Below are 16789 nucleotides of genomic sequence, written 5' to 3' on the forward strand. Positions count from 1 at the left end.
GCAGACATACGCTGTCATATGACCGACATATTGCCCATCGCATCTGACGAACCTGTGACAGTGCATAGTCGGATGTTATGTGGCCGTGATTGCCGCCGATGATCATTTGTGGGAGCGACTTGTGGGAGCGCACCCTGTGCGCGACTGGCGTGCTGCGACGATGCTACGGAGAGGCACGCCAGTCGCGCACAGGGTGCGCTGTCACAGTGATTGATGGCCAGCGCGCCGGTTATACCAGCGGCGTGGCCAGATACCGGCTCGGCGCCATCCCCAGCACGCGCCGGAACGCCGCAGTAAATGCACTGGGATTGCCATACCCAAGATCAACCGCCACCTGCGTGATCGCCTCGCCATTGCTAAGCCGCGTCAAGGCCGACAGCAGGCATGCCTGCTGCCGCCAGGCGGTAAAGCTCATGCCGGTTTCTTCGCGGAAGGTGCGCGTGAAGTGGCGACGACTCATGCCGGCGCGGCGCGCCATGTCGTCGATCTTCACTTCCTGCGACGGATGTTCAAGCAGATGGCGGCAGAGCGCGGCGAGGCGTTTTTCGCGCGGCAGCGGCGTACTGAGCGGCAGCACCGGCATGCGGCGGATCTCATCCAGCAGCAGCGCCATCACTCGTCCGTCGCGACCGTCAAGTTCGTATTCGGCCGGCAGATCCACCGCTTCCATCAGCAATTCGTGCAGCAGGGGAGAGACGCTGATGACCTGGCAGCGCGGCGAGAGACCGGCGTTCTCGACGGCTTCGGGCGTGACGTATGCGCTGCGGGTGGACACCGGGCCGGCCATCAGCACCTCGTGCGACACGCCGGGTGGTATCCACAGGGCGCGCCGTGGCGGGACCACCCAGCTGCCTTCACTGGTGATGGTGGTGATCACCCCCGTGGAGGCGTACAGCAACTGGCCGCGACGATGCGAATGCGGAGGCAGCACGTAGTGCGGGGGATAGTCATTGCCGGTCGCGATGACGTCGCGGGGCGTCTGGTCATAGGTTTCGGCACGGGCGTTACGCATGAGCTTGGCCCATTTTCGACAGAAATTGACCCGGTTGCGTGTGCGGGCCGGACTGGCTCACTTTAAGGTGGCGTTCCCGGTGGCGCAACCGCGTCGCCTTGCCGCACACGTCCCCCTACGAGCATCCATGCAAACCCGCGTCGAAGACATGCCGTTGGCCGCCGCGCCGCCCGCCAGCCCAGCCACTGAACACGCTACCGAGTTCAGGATCCTGGGTGCGATCAGCTTTTCGCACCTGCTCAACGACATGATCCAGTCGTTGATCCTGGCGATCTATCCGATCCTCAAGAGCGGCTTCAACCTCAACTTTGCGCAGATCGGCCTGATCACGCTGACCTACCAGATCACCGCGTCGCTATTGCAGCCGGCGGTGGGCCTGATCACGGACAAGAAGCCGATGCCGTACTCCTTGCCGGTGGGCATGGGCTTCACTTTGTGCGGCTTGTTGCTGCTCGCCACCGCGCCAAACTTCACCGTGTTGCTCATCGCTGCGGCGCTCGTGGGTACCGGCTCTTCGGTGTTCCATCCCGAATCCTCGCGCGTGGCGCGCATGGCCTCGGGTGGTCGCCACGGCTTGGCGCAGTCGCTGTTCCAGGTCGGCGGCAATGCGGGTGCCTCGCTGGGTCCGCTGCTGGCGGCCTGGATCATCGTGCCGCATGGCCGCGGCAGCGTGGCGTGGTTTTCGCTCGCGGCGCTGCTCGCCATCGTGGTGCTGCTGCAGGTGAGCCGGTGGTATCGCGATCACTATGCTGAGCGCGGCAAGCCCAAAGCCAAGCGGGCGTCGCATATCGTGCTGTCGCAGGCGCAGGTGGCCTGGTCGCTGTTGATCCTGGGTCTGCTGATCTTCTCCAAGTATTTCTATCTGGCGAGCCTGAGCAGCTACTACACGTTCTATCTGATGCATCGGTTCGGCGTGTCCGTGCAGAGCGCGCAGACGCATCTGTTCGTGTTCCTGTTCGCCGTGGCGGCCGGTTCGCTGATCGGCGGTCCAGTGGGCGATCGCATCGGCCGCAAATGGGTGATCTGGGCATCGATTCTCGGCGTGGCACCGTTCACCCTGCTGCTGCCGCATGCGAGCCTGTTCTGGACAGGCGTGCTAACGGTGATCATCGGTTTGATCCTGGCATCGGCGTTCTCGGCCATCCTGGTCTACGCGCAGGAACTGATTCCCGGCCGCGTAGGCATGGTGTCGGGCCTGTTCTTCGGCTTCGCGTTCGGCATGGGCGGCATCGGCGCCGCGGTGTTGGGACATGTCGCCGATGCGCGTGGCATCGAGTACGTCTACGGCTTGTGCGCGTACCTGCCGTTGATCGGCATCATCACGGCGTTCTTGCCGAATCTGGAACGCAAGACGGCGTAAACGTGCGGCGCCCACCTGTGGGAGCGCACCCTGTGCGCGACGGGTCGGTGGTGCGGAAGCGATGGGGTTCCGTGGTCGCGCACAAGTGCGCTCCTACAAGGCAGCGGTGCGGTGAAGGTGGCGCTCTGTAGGTTTGTCGGGCACAGGGTGCCCTCCCACAGGGAATAGCCGAACGGCCGTCAAACGACGACCGGCTCCGGCTCCAGCTGCACGCCGAACTTCGCGCGCACGCCTTCGATCACCTTCTGCGCGAATGCCCATAGCTCGCCACCCGTGGCGCGACCATGGTTCACCAGCACGAGTGCGTGGCGATTGGAAATGCCTGCATCGCCGTCGCGCATGCCCTTGAAGCCCGCCGTCTCGATCAGCCATGCGGCGGAGAGTTTCCAACGCCCATCGTTGCCGACCCACGACACGAGCTCTGGATGTTCGCGCTTGAGCGCCTCGCCTTGTGCCGCGTCGACCATGGGATTCTTGAAGAAGCTGCCGGCATTGCCGATCACGGAGGGATCGGGAAGCTTCTTCGTACGCAGATGGACCACGGCTTCGGCCACGTGGAACGGCGCCGGCTTGTCCACGCCCATGCGCACGAGCTCTTCGCCAATACCCGCATAGTCCGTGCGCAGCTCGCGCGAGCGGGGCAACGCAAAGCGCACAGCGGTGACGATGTAGCGCCCCGGCTCGTGCTTGAACACCGAGTCGCGATAGGCAAAGGCGCAGGCGGCGCGATCGAGCACAGCCACGCGGTGCTCCTGGGTATCCCACGCTTCCACGCTGTCGATGAATTCCGCCACCTCGGTGCCATACGCGCCGATGTTCTGGATCGGCGCGGCGCCCACGGTGCCGGGAATCAGGATGAGGTTTTCCAGTCCGGCATAGCCCTGGCCCAGCGTCCAGCGCACGAAATCATCCCAGCGCTCGCCCGCGGCTACCGCGATGCGGGCGACGTCGCCATCCTGTTCCACCTGCACGCCGCGTGTCGCCATGGCCAGCACGGTGCCGTCGTAGTCGCCGGTAAACAGCAGGTTGCTGCCTTCGCCCAGGACGAGCAGCTTGCCGTTGCGTACGGCGGGAAATTCCAGCAGTTCGGTGAGCTTGGAGGCGTCGTTGATCTCGGCCAGCAGACGCGCCCGTGCGTTGACGCGCAGCGTGTTGCGCGTGGCCAGCGGAGCATTTTCGATCAGCGTGTAACCGCCCATGTCGATACGTTCAACCGGCATGGTTGTTTTCCTGCTGGCGGCGGATTTCATTCACGCATTCGGCTATCAGCGCCGGGCCGCGATAAACCATGCCGGAATACAGCTGCACCAGCGAGGCGCCGGCAGTGATCTTCTCCGCGGCATCGCTGCCATCGAGAATGCCGCCCACGCCGATGATGGCGAGCCGGTCGCCCACGCGCTGGCGCATGCCGCGCAGCACAGCGGTGGAGCGGGCGAATAGCGGCTTGCCGGAGAGGCCACCGGTTTCGTGGCCGTGCGGATCGCCGGCCACGGCGGTGTGGTCGATGGTGGTGTTGGTGCAGATCACACCGTCGACCTTGGCGGCCATCAGCACGTCGGCGATCGCGTCGAGCTCGGTTTCACTGAGGTCCGGGGCGATCTTCAGCAGCATCGGCTTGCGCGCACCGCTCTGCGAGCCAAGGCGTTCCTGTGCTTCACGCAGGGTCTCGATGAAGCGGCGCAGGGTGGCTTCTTCCTGCAGGTCACGCAGGCCCTGCGTGTTGGGCGAGGAAATATTCACCGTGATGTAGCTGGCGAGCGCATGCACACGCTCCAGGCAGAACAGGTAATCGTCCACGGCCTTGTCGTTGGGCGTGTCCTTGTTCTTGCCGATATTGATGCCGAGCACGCCGCGATAGCTCGACTTCTGCACATTGCGCACGAGCGCATCGACACCGGCGTTGTTGAAGCCCAGGCGATTGATCACGGCCTCATGCTTGGGCAGGCGGAACATGCGTGGCTTGTCGTTGCCGGGTTGCGGTCGCGGCGTGGTGGTGCCCACTTCCACGAAACCAAAACCAAGTGCGCCCAGCGCATCGAGGTGATCGGCGTTCTTGTCCAGGCCGGCCGCAAGGCCCACCGGATTGGGAAAGCGTATGCCGAACGCGGTGGTGGGCAGCTCTTCCGGCGGCTTGGCGACCAGATGGATGAAGTTGCTGCGATGGGCCACATCGAGGCCGTAGAGCGTCGCACGGTGCGCCGTTTCAGCATCGAGCGCGAACAGCAGTGGGCGAATGAGTTCGTACATAGTCAGGACAGTTGGCCCACGTAGATAACGGTGTCGTAGTCGAAGCCGATGCGACCGTTGACCGCGCTGCGATCGAACAGCTCCCGCAAGGCGCGCATCATCGCCTCATGATTGGGGTGGCCTTCGCGCGGCGCATACGAAGAGGAAAGCAGCCGGCCGCTGAGGCTTTCATAGTCCAGACGCTGGCCGTGATCGAAACGGCCCATGCCGAGATAGCCCTCGCCGAACCACGCACGCAGGGTGGGTTCGTCGCCATAGCGCTCGGCGACGCTGGTGTAATCGGTGCCGTACTGTTTCAGCAGTGCCTCGTAGCCTTCAAGGAACGGCGTGCCCACCAATCGGCGCGAATTCCAGATGATCGCCGCCAGTCCACCAGGACGCAGGATGCGCTGAAACTCCGCACGCGCGGCCGCCTGGTCGAACCAGTGAAACGCCTGCGCCACGACAATGAGGTCGACGCTTGCGTCGTCGAGGCCAGTCGCCGTCGCGTGGCCATCCACGGTGCTGAAACGCGCATCGTCGCCCAGCCAGCTCTCGGCAGCAGCGCGCATCGGAGCATTGGGCTCCACCGCGATCACGTGATAGCCGCCATCCAGAAACAGCTTGCTGGAAATGCCCGTACCCGCGCCGATATCCGCCACCAACCATTGCGGGGTGACGCCGAACTCGCTCTGCAGCCATTGCAGCATGGCCATCGGATAGTCGGGTCGGAACCGCACATAGTCGGCGACACGGTCGCTGAAACGTTCGGTGGGCTTCAGGTCGGTCATGATTGCACCGTTACCGCACGGGACATCAACCGTGCCAGGGAAAGAAATGCGCAAAAAGCCCGATGCCCAGGGCCGCAAGAATAAAGAACAGCAGCATGGCCAGGACGATCAGCGCGAACTGCAGGTAACCCATCACCATGCCGATGACGGCCAGTGAATCGCCTTCCACGGTGCCCGGCGGAGCAAGGCGGATTTCCTTGCGCGCCAGGTGCCCGCAAACGACAGCGATGACGGCCGCCACAAAGGGGAGCACGGTCCAGGAGGCAATACCGGCGATGAGGCTGACGATGGCGAGCGTGTTGGTCGATCGATAAGCAGCGGGCTGGTAACTCATGGACGCACTCCCTGTGAAGTCATGGACGAAACACGGTGGCTCATCGGCTGTCGGGTGCCTGATGATAGTAGACGCGCCGCTCCGTCAATGGCGCATCTGCAGAAAGAAGAACGCAACCAGCAACCCAAACAGCGTGTATTGCGCGTACGCCATGATTCTCGCCGCCTTGGCGAGTCCCTCGCCGCGAATCGCGCCGCCAGAGCGGCGAATCTGCCGTTGCGCGATCCAGGCGCATAGCGACGCGATGACGGCACCGCTGAGTGGCATCGCGAACATGTTGAACAGATTGAACCCGGCCATGGCCATGCCCATCACGGGCAGCACAGTCCAGGCGAGCACGGCAAAGACCAGGCTGAAAATCGCCAGCGAGCTATACGTCGGTGCCGCTTGAACTACCTGTGCGTTTTCCATCATCACAACTCCTGTCGTCGATGCCGTTACGCGTGCACTAACTTCCTGGCAGTGCGTGCATCCCGGCTTCCACCGGGATGCACCGATGCTGCGGTTTTACAGATCGAACTTGATGCCCTGCGCGAGCGGCAACGAGTTGGAGTAGTTGATGGTGTTGGTCTGGCGGCGCATATAGACCTTCCATGCATCCGAGCCCGACTCGCGACCGCCACCGGTTTCCTTCTCGCCACCGAACGCGCCGCCGATTTCCGCACCGGACGTGCCGATGTTGACGTTGGCGATGCCGCAGTCCGAACCTGCCGCCGACAGATACTGCTCGGCCGATTTCAGGTTCTGCGTGAAGATCGCCGAGGACAGGCCCTGCGGCACGGCGTTCTGCAGCTCGATGGCTTCGTCGAGCGTCTTGAACGGCATCACGTAGAGGATCGGCGCGAAGGTTTCCGTCTGCACGACTTCGTCGCTGTTCTTTACGCCGCTGACGATGGTCGGCAGCACGAAGTTGCCCTTGCGATCGCTGAGTGCAGCGCCACCCGTGAGCACCTTGCCGCCGGTGGCCTTGGCCTTTTCGACGGCGGCGAGATACGCCTTCACGGCATCCGGGCTGTTGAGCGGGCCCATCAGCGTGGTGGCAAGGGTCGGATCGCCGATCTTGCCTTCCACCTGCTTGTACGCGGTGACCAGCTTTTCGGTCACGTCGTTGACGATGGACTCATGCACGAACAGGCGGCGCGTGCTGGTGCAGCGCTGGCCGGCAGTGCCGACGGCGCCGAACACGATGGCCGGAATCGCCAGCTTCAGGTCGGCGCTTTCGTCCAGGATGATGGCGTTGTTGCCGCCCAGTTCCAGCAGCGAGCGACCCATGCGCTTGGCAACGCGCTCGCCCACCTGGCGACCCACCTTGGTGGAACCGGTGAAGCTGATCAGCGGGATGCGGTGATCATCCACGAAGGCCTGCGAGAGATCGGTGCCGGCATCGTTGAACAGGAAGAAGATGTCCGGGAAGCCGGCTTCGTTCAGCGCGTCGTTGCAGATCTTCATGCTGGCGATGGCCGACAGCGGCGTCTTCGGCGACGGCTTCCAGATGCAGATATCGCCGCAGATGGCCGCGAGGAACGCATTCCACGCCCACACCGCCACCGGGAAGTTGAACGCGCTGATGATGCCAACCAGGCCGAGCGGCTGGTACTGCTCGTACATGCGGTGGCCCGGACGCTCCGAATGCATGGTGTAGCCGTAGAGCATGCGGCTCTGGCCCACGGCGAAATCGGCGATGTCGATCATCTCCTGCACTTCGCCGTCGCCTTCGGGCTTGATCTTGCCCATTTCCAGGGCGACCAGCGAACCGAGCGCGTCCTTGTGCTTGCGCAACGCTTCGCCGCACAGGCGAACCGCTTCACCGCGACGCGGCGCCGGCGTGGTACGCCACACCTTGAATGCTTCCTGCGCGCGCTTGACGATCACCTCGTAGTCGGCAGCGCTGGAGGCGTGCACCGTGCCAATCACTTCGCCCGTGGCGGGATTGACCGGATGCAGGGTGCCGGCGTCGGTCGTCTTGGACCACTCGCCCTGACCCAGGTAGGTGCCCGAGTGCGACTGGCCCAGACCAAGGGCGGTGAGAATTTCGTGCGACATGCTTCACTCCAGACCGGGGCGCGGGGAAGGCGCCGGGAATAAAACCGCCATTCTAGCAGGGGGCTGTTAACGGGTTCGCGCCGCACCCCGTTCCATGCCAAAATTCCGCCCGCTGCCCCCGTAGCTCAGCTGGATAGAGCGTCCCCCTCCTAAGGGGAAGGTCGTACGTTCGAATCGTATCGGGGGCACCAAGACGCAGATGCACAAAGGCCGGCGGTGACGCCGGCCTTTGCTTTTGGGGTTCTCACAGCGGGCTTAGACGTGCCCGGCGGCGGATTTATTGGCGAGGTCGCGGTGAGCATGCGGCAGTGCAGCGTGCGCCTATTCCCGTGGCCGGTGCTCCCTGCGGATGTCACTGCGGGTCAGGGCCATGACGCTGTAGGTCAGTTTTTGGCGAAAATGCCCCGGTCGAGCACTTCGGCCTGTACGTGGCCGGCCACCGCATCGTGGTCCATCGCTTCGCCGCTGAGCTCTTGCTGGGCCGATACCGTGCCGTAGATGTGGGCGCGCCAGGCCACCCGGCCGGGCAGCTGATCCACTTCGCAAAGCACCTGAAGTTCGTGCTCTGTCTCATCCACGACGCAAAAATTCATGTTCATGCGTGGGCGCCCCTGACGCCCGCGAAACAGCTAATCGGTTGGCGATGGTCGGGCCATCGCGAGGGCCTCATCGAGTGTTTTGGTTCTTCGAGGCGCCTTTGCTAGAGCCAAGCGCAATCAAGGAACGTGCCATGTGGTGCGTGGGCATCGGCGGCGTGGTTATCCGCTGGACGTCAGCCCGGCCATCGGCGCTGGTTGGGCGAGGGCGGGAGGATCAGGCGAGGATGCCGTGCTCGCGTGCGTAGGCGTACACGTCCAGGTCGTTCTTCAGCCCCAGCTTGTTCATGGCATCCATCTTCTGGCGGCTGATGGTCTTGACACTGCGATTGAGCTGGCCGGCGATTTCGGTCACCGTGAAGCCCGATGCGAACAGGCGCAGCACTTCGGTCTCGCGCTTGGATAGCGCGGGGTGGCCGTCGGCAGGACTGCCCGCGCCGCCATCATCGAGCACCTGGCTGATGCTGGTACTCAGAAACAGACGTCCATGCGTGACGGCCTGCACGGCGAGCGTCAACTCCGAAAGCGCGTCCGTCTTGCTCATCAGGCCGCGCGTGCCGGTTTCCAGGATGGCCTTGAGCACGCCGCCGTTGTTGACCATGGTGAGCACCACCACCGGCAGTTCGGGCCGGCGACGGCGAATCATGCCGAGCATCTGCAGGCCATCGGCCATTTGACCGCCGGGCATGCTGAAGTCCGTGATCAACAGCTCGCAGGGATATTTGTCGACGGCATCGAGCAACTCAACGGGCGAGCCGACTTCCGCCACCACTTTGGCAGTCGTATGGTTTTCTAGCAGGGCGCGTACGCCGCTGCGAAAAATAGGATGGTCGTCAGCGAGGATGATGCGAAGGGTCACGGTGTGCCCGTCCCGAGTGTCTGTATAGCTGGACTAGGGTAGCTGCTAGATGCCTAACGCATTGTAGGTTTGAGCCTACCCGGCGCTTGTAGTCTTCAGATGTCGCTCATGAAGCTTGTCACGTCTATCGTGAGTAGGTGTTCGATGTAGACGCGGACGCGTGGACAACAGCCATGCATCGGCCTGTGGCATGCCCACGCGAAAGCGGGGAAGTGGTCCCATTCTAAGTCCGATCCCGGCCGTTTCGTCATGGGGAAAATCGACTGAGAGCGTGGGATGCGTCATTCGCGCAGCGCGCGCGATGGTTCACGGGGTTTCCACAATTTCTCGGCTCTAATCGAAGTGGGGAGGCGTCCGCGTTTATACGGCGGTGCGGTCTCGCCGCAGCAGGGTTCTGCAGGAATGATTCCCAACACTCTGACGCACTAGTCGGGCTATTTCATGCCCGCTTTTCGAGCGCATCGTGCCGGTTGCAGACAACGGCATGCAGTGTCTCCAGCCATACCTTTGGCATTCGAACAGGGGTGTTCCCATGCGGCGATAGCTCTGTCCTGCGACGTCTCTTGCGTAGAGGGTGCGGCTGCTGCGTTCGGTGCTGATCGGTTCGAGCCTGATGCTAGTCGTCTACAAGAACAACTTCATATCTCGGGGCTCGGGCTCGATGCTGCCTTCACCAGCACTGGCTTGTTGCGCGCGATTCGGGCTCGCGGCTGGGGCGTCGGTTCCACCTATGGCTGGACGAACGAATTGAGCTCGGGCGCGTCGTATGGCTATCTCCGCGTGAGCCCCTTGGCCGACATGCAGATTGATCTCGAGCTGCCCAAGTGCACCAAGTTGGCGTCACTCAATCTGGCCTGGCAGTTCGGCCAGCGCGCCATGCTCGGCATCGAATATCAGTGGGGCAGAACATCACCCTGACCGATATGTACGGTCGGGGCCAGCCCGCGACCAGACCTCGCTGCGCTACGACCTCAATCCCTGACGTCTTTGCCAGGGATGCGATGTGACGGTCGAAGGACGATTCCGTTCGACGTCGCATGTTGTCTCGCAGCATGGCTGGGGTCCCAGGCGCCGAGTCGTCGCTGACCGACTCGTTCAAGCCCCTGATCGGCGCATGAGTGGCTCGGTCAGGCCCCAGTCGGTGCCTTGATGCATTGCAAAATGCACGTAAATTCATGCGGTTGCAAAGCATGACCTTTGCCACGCTCACTGAATGTAAGTCATGCGTAAGCTTGAGCCTCGCATAGAGTTTTCAGCGTTTCCATGTTGCCGGCGCCCCCACCGTCGGTTCCCCCACATGGCGCAGAGGGCGAAAGGGAGTTCTTATGGCGGTACTTGTCGGCATTTATCTGGTGCAAAGCGACTTGTTCGAAATCGTGCGCGACGGTCGAACGATATGGACCGGCACGTGGACCCTGTTCCGTTCCCCATGGATGAATCGCGCGGACTGGGAAGCGCTGACCAGCGGCGAGACCGCGGCCTGCTTCGACAGCCCTGACCTCGCCATCCAGGCAGGCGAGGAAGAGGGCGTGGCGTTCGCCCGCGAACTGCAGGGCGACGACGGCTTGGAGCCCATGGCATGGGCCCCGGTACCAGTCACTTCCAGCATGCCCCTCAAGCGTGCCTGCGGCGGCAGTCGCCACTGATCGGTGTTGTCCGCGGCATAGCGCGAGACCGTGGCCGTTGCATGGCCCAACGGCCGAGTGTCGTTGTCCTCAGTGCGCACGCCATAATGCGCAGACACGGCGATCCGCCGGAAGAGAGGAAGGCGACGGGCCGATCATGGCGCGTACCCTGCTAGCGCTGATGGTGCCCGAGGCCGAGCCGCTGGTCGGCAGCTTCCGCGATCAGTACGACCCCTCCGCGCGTCGCGGCCTGGGGGCGCATATCACGCTGATTTATCCCTTCATCGATAGCGAACTGCTCACGCCCGGTCTGTTGGCACGCCTGCGCGACGTGGCGGCGGAGATCCCCGCGCCGATGTTTCGCCTCGCGCATGTGGATACGTTTCCTTCCGTCGTATGGCTGGCGCCCGAACCGGCCAAGCCCATCGCCCAGATCGCCAACGCGCTGGAGCGCGCCTTTCCCGATCACCCCAAGGGCGGCGGCGCTTTCCCCGACTTTGTTCCCCATCTCTCGGTCGCCCGCCATGTGCAGCACGAGAAGGCCGCCCTCATCAACGAGCTGGAAGCGCGGCTTGCCGATCACGGCCCCGTCTATGGCTGGTGCGAATCGTTGACTCTGCTCGTCAACGACCACCGGCGGTGGCGTGGGGCAGGGGAGTTTCCGTTTTTGCATTGATCCGGGCACGAGCTTCAAGGCGTGCGCCTGAAGGAGCGACGTCGTGTCAGTCCGAATCGTCGACCGGCGCGAGCACGAGCGGTGCGTCCTGCCCACGCCGGCCGATACTGCGAAGCGTGTTGCGCCTGCCGCAAACGGGGCACATGAAATACACGCCAAAACTATCGATCGACGGCAAGGTGTCCTTGGCCGTCAGCTCGGATTGGCAGCGTATGCACGTCCACATGACGACGAGAGGTACCTGAGTTGCGTGAGAGTAGCGGGTGACCGCGGAGTCAGTGTTCGTTGACCCAGGTGTCTTCGATATCGTCCTGGATGGCCACCTGCAGTTCCGTGCTCGACAGGTCGGAAACCTCGAAAATCCTGCCGTGGCGCATGCCGCGGTAAATGCCGTTGAGGCGGAACGTAGCCGACCAGTACACGCTGTCGTGCACGGCGCCAAGATACTCCGCCGTGTAATTGAAACCATTGCTGGTCATGCCGGCGACCTCAGCCATGATCGCGCCCTCCGCAGCCCTTCGACATGACACTACTCTCCTTGGCTGCGGCGCGTGTGAATGATTCGGCAGGGCGTGCCGTTGGCTGGATCAGGGGAGGGGCGTTGGGGTGATTCCGCGCGTATCGGTGCATGACGGTCACCTGTCTCCTCCGCAGCCGGCGCGGCGTTTCAAGAAGCGTCTGATGTATCGCGCTATTGGACCTCGCTAGCATGGGGAACCCCGTCCACGGGCGATGCCTCCAGCGAGCATGGAGCCGCCCGTGATGGCAGCCCTCATCGCTCGCCCGTTCTTCCTCGAGCGAAGCCGGGAGTGGGTCGGTGGTCCAGCGCTACGCCGTCGTGCACAGAGGCAGTCATGAGTGAAACATCATCGATGAGGGAGTTTGCCGTGGTGTTTCGCGGCGACGACGAGGACGACATCGTCATCGCCGACGCGCATGCCGACGCGCTGGCTGTCCACGACCATGGCGATATCGCAAGCCCGGGGCTGGCACATCGCGTGTGGCCGCGCCATGACGCCGAAGGCGATATCGTCGAGGTGGCTGACGTCGAAGAAGTCGAAGCACTGGTCCATCAGGACACAGTGACGCAAGTGCGCGAGCTGCACAGCTTCAGCCACTCCGTACGACTTTTATTCCATGGCGCGACGCTGAAGTTCTACGCCGCGATCTACATGGACGACTTATTGTGGCGAGCGATGAAGTCCTCCGACTTCGACGCCGCCGAAAAAGCCTTTGAAGATTTCGTGGCGAAAGTCAATCACCGCGGCCGCAGCGAAGTACGCCGCGTCCAACTCGACGCCGCCAACATGGAAACTGGGGTCAGAGTGCACTTTTCCTTCGTGATCGGACGATCTGAGCCGGCATGTATGGTGCCTTGATTGGTTGACCATGAAAGCTCCGACTTATGGTGTCTGCCATGGCCCGACAACCTCGCGTCGATCTGCCCGATATCCCGCAACACATCGTTCAGCGCGGTAACGATCGGCAACCATGCTTTTTCACAGAGCAAGACTACCAACGATATCTAATGGATCTTCGGGAGATCTGTTCTCGTGAAGGATGCCAAATCCATGCCTACGTGCTGATGACCAATCACGTGCATTTACTTGCCACGCCGTCTTTGCCGGGCCAGATCGCACGAATCATGCAGTCACTGGGGCGGCGCTATGTACGATATATCAACGACCAGTATCGCCGCAGCGGTACTTTGTGGGAGGGCCGGTACAAGTCGTGCCTCGTCGACAGCGATAGCTACCTCCTGCGTTGCTATCGCTATATCGAACTCAATCCAGTGCGGGCATGCATGGTCGCCACGCCCGCCGAGTATCGATGGTCCAGCTATCGGAGCAATGCCGAGGGGATGCAAAGCATCCTGCTACGCCCTCACGCCAACTATTTGGCACTTGGCGTGTCCCAGGAAGAACGGTGCGCCGCTTATCGCGCACTCGTAGCGGAGGCTCTCTCTGAGGATGACCTCGAGGCTATTCGCGGTCATGTTCAGCGACAGTATGCGCTCGGAACCCATCGATTCCGCGACGCAATCGAAGCGCAACTAGCGCGCCGCGTGGGACCGGCCAAGATGGGCCGGCCGCGCAAGGAGTCATGCTCCTAAATGTGTACTCTGACCCCAGTTTTGGCTGTCGGTTACTTAGTGATTCCTGCCTCGCCAGACAGGATACTGAAAAGCTCCAGGTTATATGACTCGGCATACCTACGAACATCTTTGATCATTTTGCCGTGCTCTTCATCGCACGGAGCGTCAGTGGTTCCATCTATCATTTTTACCCCCCGTTCTCTGACGGCATCCTTGTGTGCATCCATACCCGGTACGTCAACGGAGAAGTCATAGATCCCGAGAAACCTAAGATCGTGAGCCTTCAGTGCCTGCTGAACATCAGCGTGAGAGTCGCGTCCCATTAATGGTTTCAACACATCAATCTTTGCCTGGCAAGTTGCATCCCTGCTTGAGCAACCCGCCACGGCCAATGGGATCAATATGATCAGCCCGAGGCGGGTATGTAAGATTTTAGTGATATTCATAGCTAGTCCTGGAAGGCTCGCCGAGAGCATTCATGATCGGGTTTTCGTTTTGTATGACGTTGTTCATCCTGCCGGGACCATCGTCGTCAGTGCCTTCCACCGCGTGGCCTAGTTCATGTGCAATAAATCTAGTCAGGGACCCCCGCATGGGGCCTTGAGTGGAGTTGAAGCATCGATTGAAGCGCGGGTCTATGTGAATTTCATCGGCACCCAGGTAGGGAGTCTCAACTCGGTAGTCACCCGTAATCATGATCGTCTTTGGGCTTCCGTGTTTGTACCAAGGGCCCTTTATGTCATCCAGCAACTGCGACCCGCGCGGCGTGCTGAAAATGGCATTGACAGAATCGATTACTTGCTGCTGCTGCTCCGAAGTTCCTCCTTCTACATAGACTGGTGATTCCCAAGGAAACAGAACTAAGCCTTGGGGGTCCGTCCATTGCAGTGGATTCGAAGCTGTATACGCGAATGTACTGGCTTGACCTCCAAACATCCCAACTGGGTCGCTCTGGATATAACGCCCCGTCGCGGGCTCAAAGTTTCGATGGACGTTGTAATTCAAGCCACTCTCGGCGTCGTAGTACTGGCCGGGGAAGCGCAGGCTATAGGTGAAGCTCCCCGAGCTCGATGGCTGCTGCTCCCCAAACGCACTCCCCAGATACGCAAGCTGCCAGATAGCGGACCCTGCCGCATCCGTGACCGCCCTGGGCGTACCCAGTCCGTCGGCATGCACATAGCTCACCAAGCTGGCGCCACTTCCGGTATCCACCACGGCGACCGGCAGGTTCCCAAGCCAGATGTAGTCGCGCGAGGCGCTACCGTATTCACCAAGCAGCTGACTCACTTCGTCGTACGCAAAACGCTGGCTACTGGCGACAGGGAACGTCACCACCTTGGCCGTGCGTTCCCCAAGGGCATTGTACGTATACGTGCCAACAGTGCTTCCGTCTCGCTGCGCCACTGTCATACGGTGGCGACCGTTGTAGCCGAAGCCAAACGTATCGCCGCCCACTATGCTGCCCGTTGTGTTCCCGTTGGCGTCATACGCTCTGGAGGCATTGCCAATGCTGGTTAGGTGATGCGTTCCGGGCTGGTAGCTGTAGATACCAGTGGAGAGTCCGCTAGCGGTCTTGCTCAGCCGGTCACCAGTCTTGCTATACGTGTACGCCTCTTCCACATTGCCATTGCCATCAGTCAACCCCGTTAGGCGATACAGCGGGTCATAGCTGTAGTTCTCCACGGCCGGATTTGCGCCCGGTGCATTGCCCAAGGCGGTGATATTGCCCATCGCATCGCGGGCGAAGTGCAAGTTGAGCGCCGGGCTCACTACGTCAGTGAGCGCGTAGTTGGCGTCATAGGTGCGCGTGATCGTCTGACCATTGCCCAGCGTGTAGCTGGCGATAGGCCCAAGGGGCAGGTAACTGATGGCAGTGACCACGTTGCCGGCCCCCGCGCCGCTGGTACCCGGCGGCAGAACGGTGACGCCACTGATACGCCCAGCAGCGTCGCGGCTGTACTGGATGGACGTGCCCGACGGCGTCAGCGTGCTGGCAAGGCGGTCGGCCAGGGTGTAACCGTAGGCGGTGATGTCGGTGACCGTGCCCTGCGTCTGGCTCTTGCGCGTGACGTTGCCACGCGCGTCATAGCAGTAGATCGTGGTGACGGCGGTCTCGATGATGCGGGTGAGGCGGCCGGTCGGGTAGGAGGCCGGGCAGCCGGTGACGCTGTTGGGCTCGTCGTAGCCGTAGGCCACGTTGAGCGTGCCGTCGGCATAGGTGGTGGCGGTGCGACGGTTGAGCGCATCGTAGGTGCTGTTGCTCACCGTGCCTTTGGCGTCCGTGCGCTGCGTGACGTTGCCGGCGGCGTCGTAGATGTATCCCGTGGCGCCGGTGTCGGGACTCTGTACGCCGGTCGCGTTGCCCAGGCCGTCGTAGCTGTAGGTGGTGTTGAGTCCGTCCGGGTCGCCCACGCCTTCGAGTCGATCATTGGCGTCGTAGGCAAACACGCTTTGCGTGTTCTGCGTGGCGGTATCGGTGCCGTTGTAGTTGTCGATGGTGCTGACCAGGCGATTCAGCCCGTCATAACCCTGTTTGCGTTGTACGCCCAGCGCATCGGCGGTGTGCACCAGGTTGCCGTTGGCGTCGTAGCTGTCGCTATAGGTGGCGTTGAACACGGCATGGCTCAGGCCATCCGTCACCTTGGTGAGCTGGCCCAGTGTGTTGTACGTGCGCGACAGCGTGCGACGGACTGTGCCGCTGGGATCGAACGTCTGTTCCTGCGTCTTGTTGCCCGCCGCATCCAGTGTGTAGTGGATGCGATCGCCCAAGGCATCGGTGATGTCGGTGAGGCGATGGGCGGCGTCGTAGGTGTAGTTCACGGTGACGCCGTCGGCGTCCGTGATCGATGCCACCGAACCATAAGGCGTGTAACCGATGGTGGTGACGGCATCGCCGGAAGAGGGCGTGCCGTTGGTGTTGGCGCGCATTGTGCGCGTCAATAGCCAGCCGCGTGGACTATAGGTGAGGTCTGTGATGACCCCATTGACGTCCGACTGACGCACGACGCGGCCGTTCTTGTCGTAAGCCACAAGCGTCGTGACTTGGCCCAGTGCGTTGGTCACCTGGTAGAGGTCACCTGCGCGATGGCAAGCGCCGCCTGCCATGCCGCAACCGGACTCGTCTGTAGATAGGTGGTAGCTGTAGTTGGTGGTGTCGGAGACATCGGTGCGC

Annotated in this window: 18 protein-coding genes and 1 tRNA gene; 7 read left to right on the plus strand and 12 right to left on the minus strand. The window is 62.2% G+C overall.

All coding sequences use genetic code 11. The annotated features are described in order from the left end of the window. Window positions 1-229: 229 nt before the first annotated feature. Window positions 230-1012, minus strand: coding sequence for an AraC family transcriptional regulator (locus AC1DMY_RS07120; protein ID WP_477164295.1), 783 nt, complete (start codon window positions 1010-1012; stop codon window positions 230-232). 127 nt (window positions 1013-1139) lie between these two features. Between AC1DMY_RS07120 and AC1DMY_RS07125 the strand changes: the two genes are divergently transcribed. Beyond that, entirely contained in the window at window positions 1140-2372 is a 1233-nt protein-coding gene (locus AC1DMY_RS07125; RefSeq protein WP_477164296.1) for an MFS transporter, read from the plus strand. Window positions 2373-2551: 179 nt separating this feature from the next. Here the strand turns inward: AC1DMY_RS07125 and murB are convergent, their stop codons facing one another. The 6 genes from murB to amaB all read right to left on the minus strand — a co-directional run bounded on the left by murB (window position 2552) and on the right by amaB (window position 7766). Continuing rightward, a complete protein-coding gene (murB, locus tag AC1DMY_RS07130; protein ID WP_477164999.1) occupies window positions 2552-3571 on the minus strand; it encodes a UDP-N-acetylmuramate dehydrogenase in 1020 nt (339 codons plus the stop codon). Window positions 3572-3581: 10 nt separating this feature from the next. After that, window positions 3582-4619, minus strand: a complete 1038-nt coding sequence (locus tag AC1DMY_RS07135) for a quinone-dependent dihydroorotate dehydrogenase (RefSeq protein ID WP_477164297.1) — start codon at window positions 4617-4619, stop codon at window positions 3582-3584. 2 nt (window positions 4620-4621) lie between these two features. Further along, on the minus strand, window positions 4622-5389 hold the full coding sequence (locus tag AC1DMY_RS07140; protein ID WP_477164298.1) for a class I SAM-dependent methyltransferase: 768 nt from the start codon (window positions 5387-5389) through the stop codon (window positions 4622-4624). A gap of 25 nt (window positions 5390-5414) precedes the next feature. Then, window positions 5415-5723, minus strand: a complete 309-nt coding sequence (locus AC1DMY_RS07145; protein WP_477164299.1) for a DUF4190 domain-containing protein — start codon at window positions 5721-5723, stop codon at window positions 5415-5417. 84 nt (window positions 5724-5807) lie between these two features. Continuing rightward, window positions 5808-6137 (minus strand): hypothetical protein, encoded by a 330-nt coding sequence (locus tag AC1DMY_RS07150; RefSeq protein ID WP_477164300.1) that lies wholly within the window; start codon window positions 6135-6137, stop codon window positions 5808-5810. A 93-nt stretch (window positions 6138-6230) separates the two neighbouring features. Further along, window positions 6231-7766, minus strand: a complete 1536-nt coding sequence (amaB, locus tag AC1DMY_RS07155) for an L-piperidine-6-carboxylate dehydrogenase (RefSeq protein ID WP_477164301.1) — start codon at window positions 7764-7766, stop codon at window positions 6231-6233. A 114-nt stretch (window positions 7767-7880) separates the two neighbouring features. Here amaB and AC1DMY_RS07160 point away from each other — a divergent pair. Beyond that, window positions 7881-7957, plus strand: a tRNA-Arg gene (locus AC1DMY_RS07160). Window positions 7958-8149: 192 nt separating this feature from the next. Here AC1DMY_RS07160 and AC1DMY_RS07165 read toward each other — a convergent pair. Both AC1DMY_RS07165 and AC1DMY_RS07170 read right to left on the minus strand, forming a co-directional pair. Next, window positions 8150-8365, minus strand: a complete 216-nt coding sequence (locus AC1DMY_RS07165) for a hypothetical protein (RefSeq protein WP_441603764.1) — start codon at window positions 8363-8365, stop codon at window positions 8150-8152. Window positions 8366-8579: 214 nt separating this feature from the next. Continuing rightward, window positions 8580-9221: a response regulator gene (locus AC1DMY_RS07170; protein WP_477164302.1), complete on the minus strand. Its 642-nt coding sequence runs from the start codon at window positions 9219-9221 to the stop codon at window positions 8580-8582. A 687-nt stretch (window positions 9222-9908) separates the two neighbouring features. Here AC1DMY_RS07170 and AC1DMY_RS07175 point away from each other — a divergent pair. The 3 genes from AC1DMY_RS07175 to AC1DMY_RS07185 all read left to right on the plus strand — a co-directional run bounded on the left by AC1DMY_RS07175 (window position 9909) and on the right by AC1DMY_RS07185 (window position 11522). Beyond that, on the plus strand, window positions 9909-10139 hold the full coding sequence (locus AC1DMY_RS07175; RefSeq protein ID WP_477164303.1) for a hypothetical protein: 231 nt from the start codon (window positions 9909-9911) through the stop codon (window positions 10137-10139). 407 nt (window positions 10140-10546) lie between these two features. Next, window positions 10547-10867: a hypothetical protein gene (locus AC1DMY_RS07180; protein WP_477164304.1), complete on the plus strand. Its 321-nt coding sequence runs from the start codon at window positions 10547-10549 to the stop codon at window positions 10865-10867. 136 nt (window positions 10868-11003) lie between these two features. Beyond that, the gene (locus AC1DMY_RS07185; RefSeq protein WP_477164305.1) at window positions 11004-11522 is read left to right on the plus strand and encodes a 2'-5' RNA ligase family protein; all 519 of its coding nucleotides are present in this window, start codon (window positions 11004-11006) and stop codon (window positions 11520-11522) included. 275 nt (window positions 11523-11797) lie between these two features. On the opposite strand, the gene AC1DMY_RS07190 is transcribed toward AC1DMY_RS07185, so the two are convergent. Then, window positions 11798-12019: a TonB-dependent receptor gene (locus tag AC1DMY_RS07190; protein WP_477164306.1), complete on the minus strand. Its 222-nt coding sequence runs from the start codon at window positions 12017-12019 to the stop codon at window positions 11798-11800. A 375-nt stretch (window positions 12020-12394) separates the two neighbouring features. Between AC1DMY_RS07190 and AC1DMY_RS07195 the strand changes: the two genes are divergently transcribed. Then, window positions 12395-12901 (plus strand): DUF2968 domain-containing protein, encoded by a 507-nt coding sequence (locus tag AC1DMY_RS07195; RefSeq protein ID WP_477164307.1) that lies wholly within the window; start codon window positions 12395-12397, stop codon window positions 12899-12901. Between the two features lie 38 nt (window positions 12902-12939). Further along, on the plus strand, window positions 12940-13635 hold the full coding sequence (locus AC1DMY_RS07200) for a transposase (RefSeq protein ID WP_477164308.1): 696 nt from the start codon (window positions 12940-12942) through the stop codon (window positions 13633-13635). A gap of 32 nt (window positions 13636-13667) precedes the next feature. Here the strand turns inward: AC1DMY_RS07200 and AC1DMY_RS07205 are convergent, their stop codons facing one another. Together AC1DMY_RS07205 and AC1DMY_RS07210 are read right to left on the minus strand one after the other, a co-directional pair. Continuing rightward, window positions 13668-14063: a hypothetical protein gene (locus AC1DMY_RS07205; protein WP_477164309.1), complete on the minus strand. Its 396-nt coding sequence runs from the start codon at window positions 14061-14063 to the stop codon at window positions 13668-13670. Continuing rightward, window positions 14050-16722, minus strand: coding sequence for an RHS repeat-associated core domain-containing protein (locus tag AC1DMY_RS07210; RefSeq protein ID WP_477164310.1), 2673 nt, complete (start codon window positions 16720-16722; stop codon window positions 14050-14052). The genes AC1DMY_RS07205 and AC1DMY_RS07210 overlap by 14 nt, the downstream gene beginning before the upstream one ends. Window positions 16723-16789 lie beyond the last annotated feature (67 nt).

The sequence above is a fragment of the Dyella sp. 01L423 genome (assembly GCF_056399945.1).

Coding starts and splice junctions, on each gene's coding strand:
- AC1DMY_RS07165 (WP_441603764.1), bottom strand. CDS start 8,365: ATGAACATGAATTTTTGCGTCGTGGATGAGACAGAGCACGAACTTCAG.
- AC1DMY_RS07200 (WP_477164308.1), top strand. CDS start 12,940: ATGGCCCGACAACCTCGCGTCGATCTGCCCGATATCCCGCAACACATC.
- AC1DMY_RS07120 (WP_477164295.1), bottom strand. CDS start 1,012: ATGCGTAACGCCCGTGCCGAAACCTATGACCAGACGCCCCGCGACGTC.
- AC1DMY_RS07190 (WP_477164306.1), bottom strand. CDS start 12,019: ATGGCTGAGGTCGCCGGCATGACCAGCAATGGTTTCAATTACACGGCG.
- AC1DMY_RS07195 (WP_477164307.1), top strand. CDS start 12,395: ATGAGGGAGTTTGCCGTGGTGTTTCGCGGCGACGACGAGGACGACATC.
- AC1DMY_RS07135 (WP_477164297.1), bottom strand. CDS start 4,619: ATGTACGAACTCATTCGCCCACTGCTGTTCGCGCTCGATGCTGAAACG.
- murB (WP_477164999.1), bottom strand. CDS start 3,571: ATGGGCGGTTACACGCTGATCGAAAATGCTCCGCTGGCCACGCGCAAC.
- AC1DMY_RS07145 (WP_477164299.1), bottom strand. CDS start 5,723: ATGAGTTACCAGCCCGCTGCTTATCGATCGACCAACACGCTCGCCATC.
- amaB (WP_477164301.1), bottom strand. CDS start 7,766: ATGTCGCACGAAATTCTCACCGCCCTTGGTCTGGGCCAGTCGCACTCG.
- AC1DMY_RS07180 (WP_477164304.1), top strand. CDS start 10,547: ATGGCGGTACTTGTCGGCATTTATCTGGTGCAAAGCGACTTGTTCGAA.
- AC1DMY_RS07140 (WP_477164298.1), bottom strand. CDS start 5,389: ATGACCGACCTGAAGCCCACCGAACGTTTCAGCGACCGTGTCGCCGAC.
- AC1DMY_RS07125 (WP_477164296.1), top strand. CDS start 1,140: ATGCAAACCCGCGTCGAAGACATGCCGTTGGCCGCCGCGCCGCCCGCC.
- AC1DMY_RS07210 (WP_477164310.1), bottom strand. CDS start 16,722: ATGGCAGGCGGCGCTTGCCATCGCGCAGGTGACCTCTACCAGGTGACC.
- AC1DMY_RS07205 (WP_477164309.1), bottom strand. CDS start 14,063: ATGAATATCACTAAAATCTTACATACCCGCCTCGGGCTGATCATATTG.
- AC1DMY_RS07150 (WP_477164300.1), bottom strand. CDS start 6,137: ATGATGGAAAACGCACAGGTAGTTCAAGCGGCACCGACGTATAGCTCG.
- AC1DMY_RS07185 (WP_477164305.1), top strand. CDS start 11,004: ATGGCGCGTACCCTGCTAGCGCTGATGGTGCCCGAGGCCGAGCCGCTG.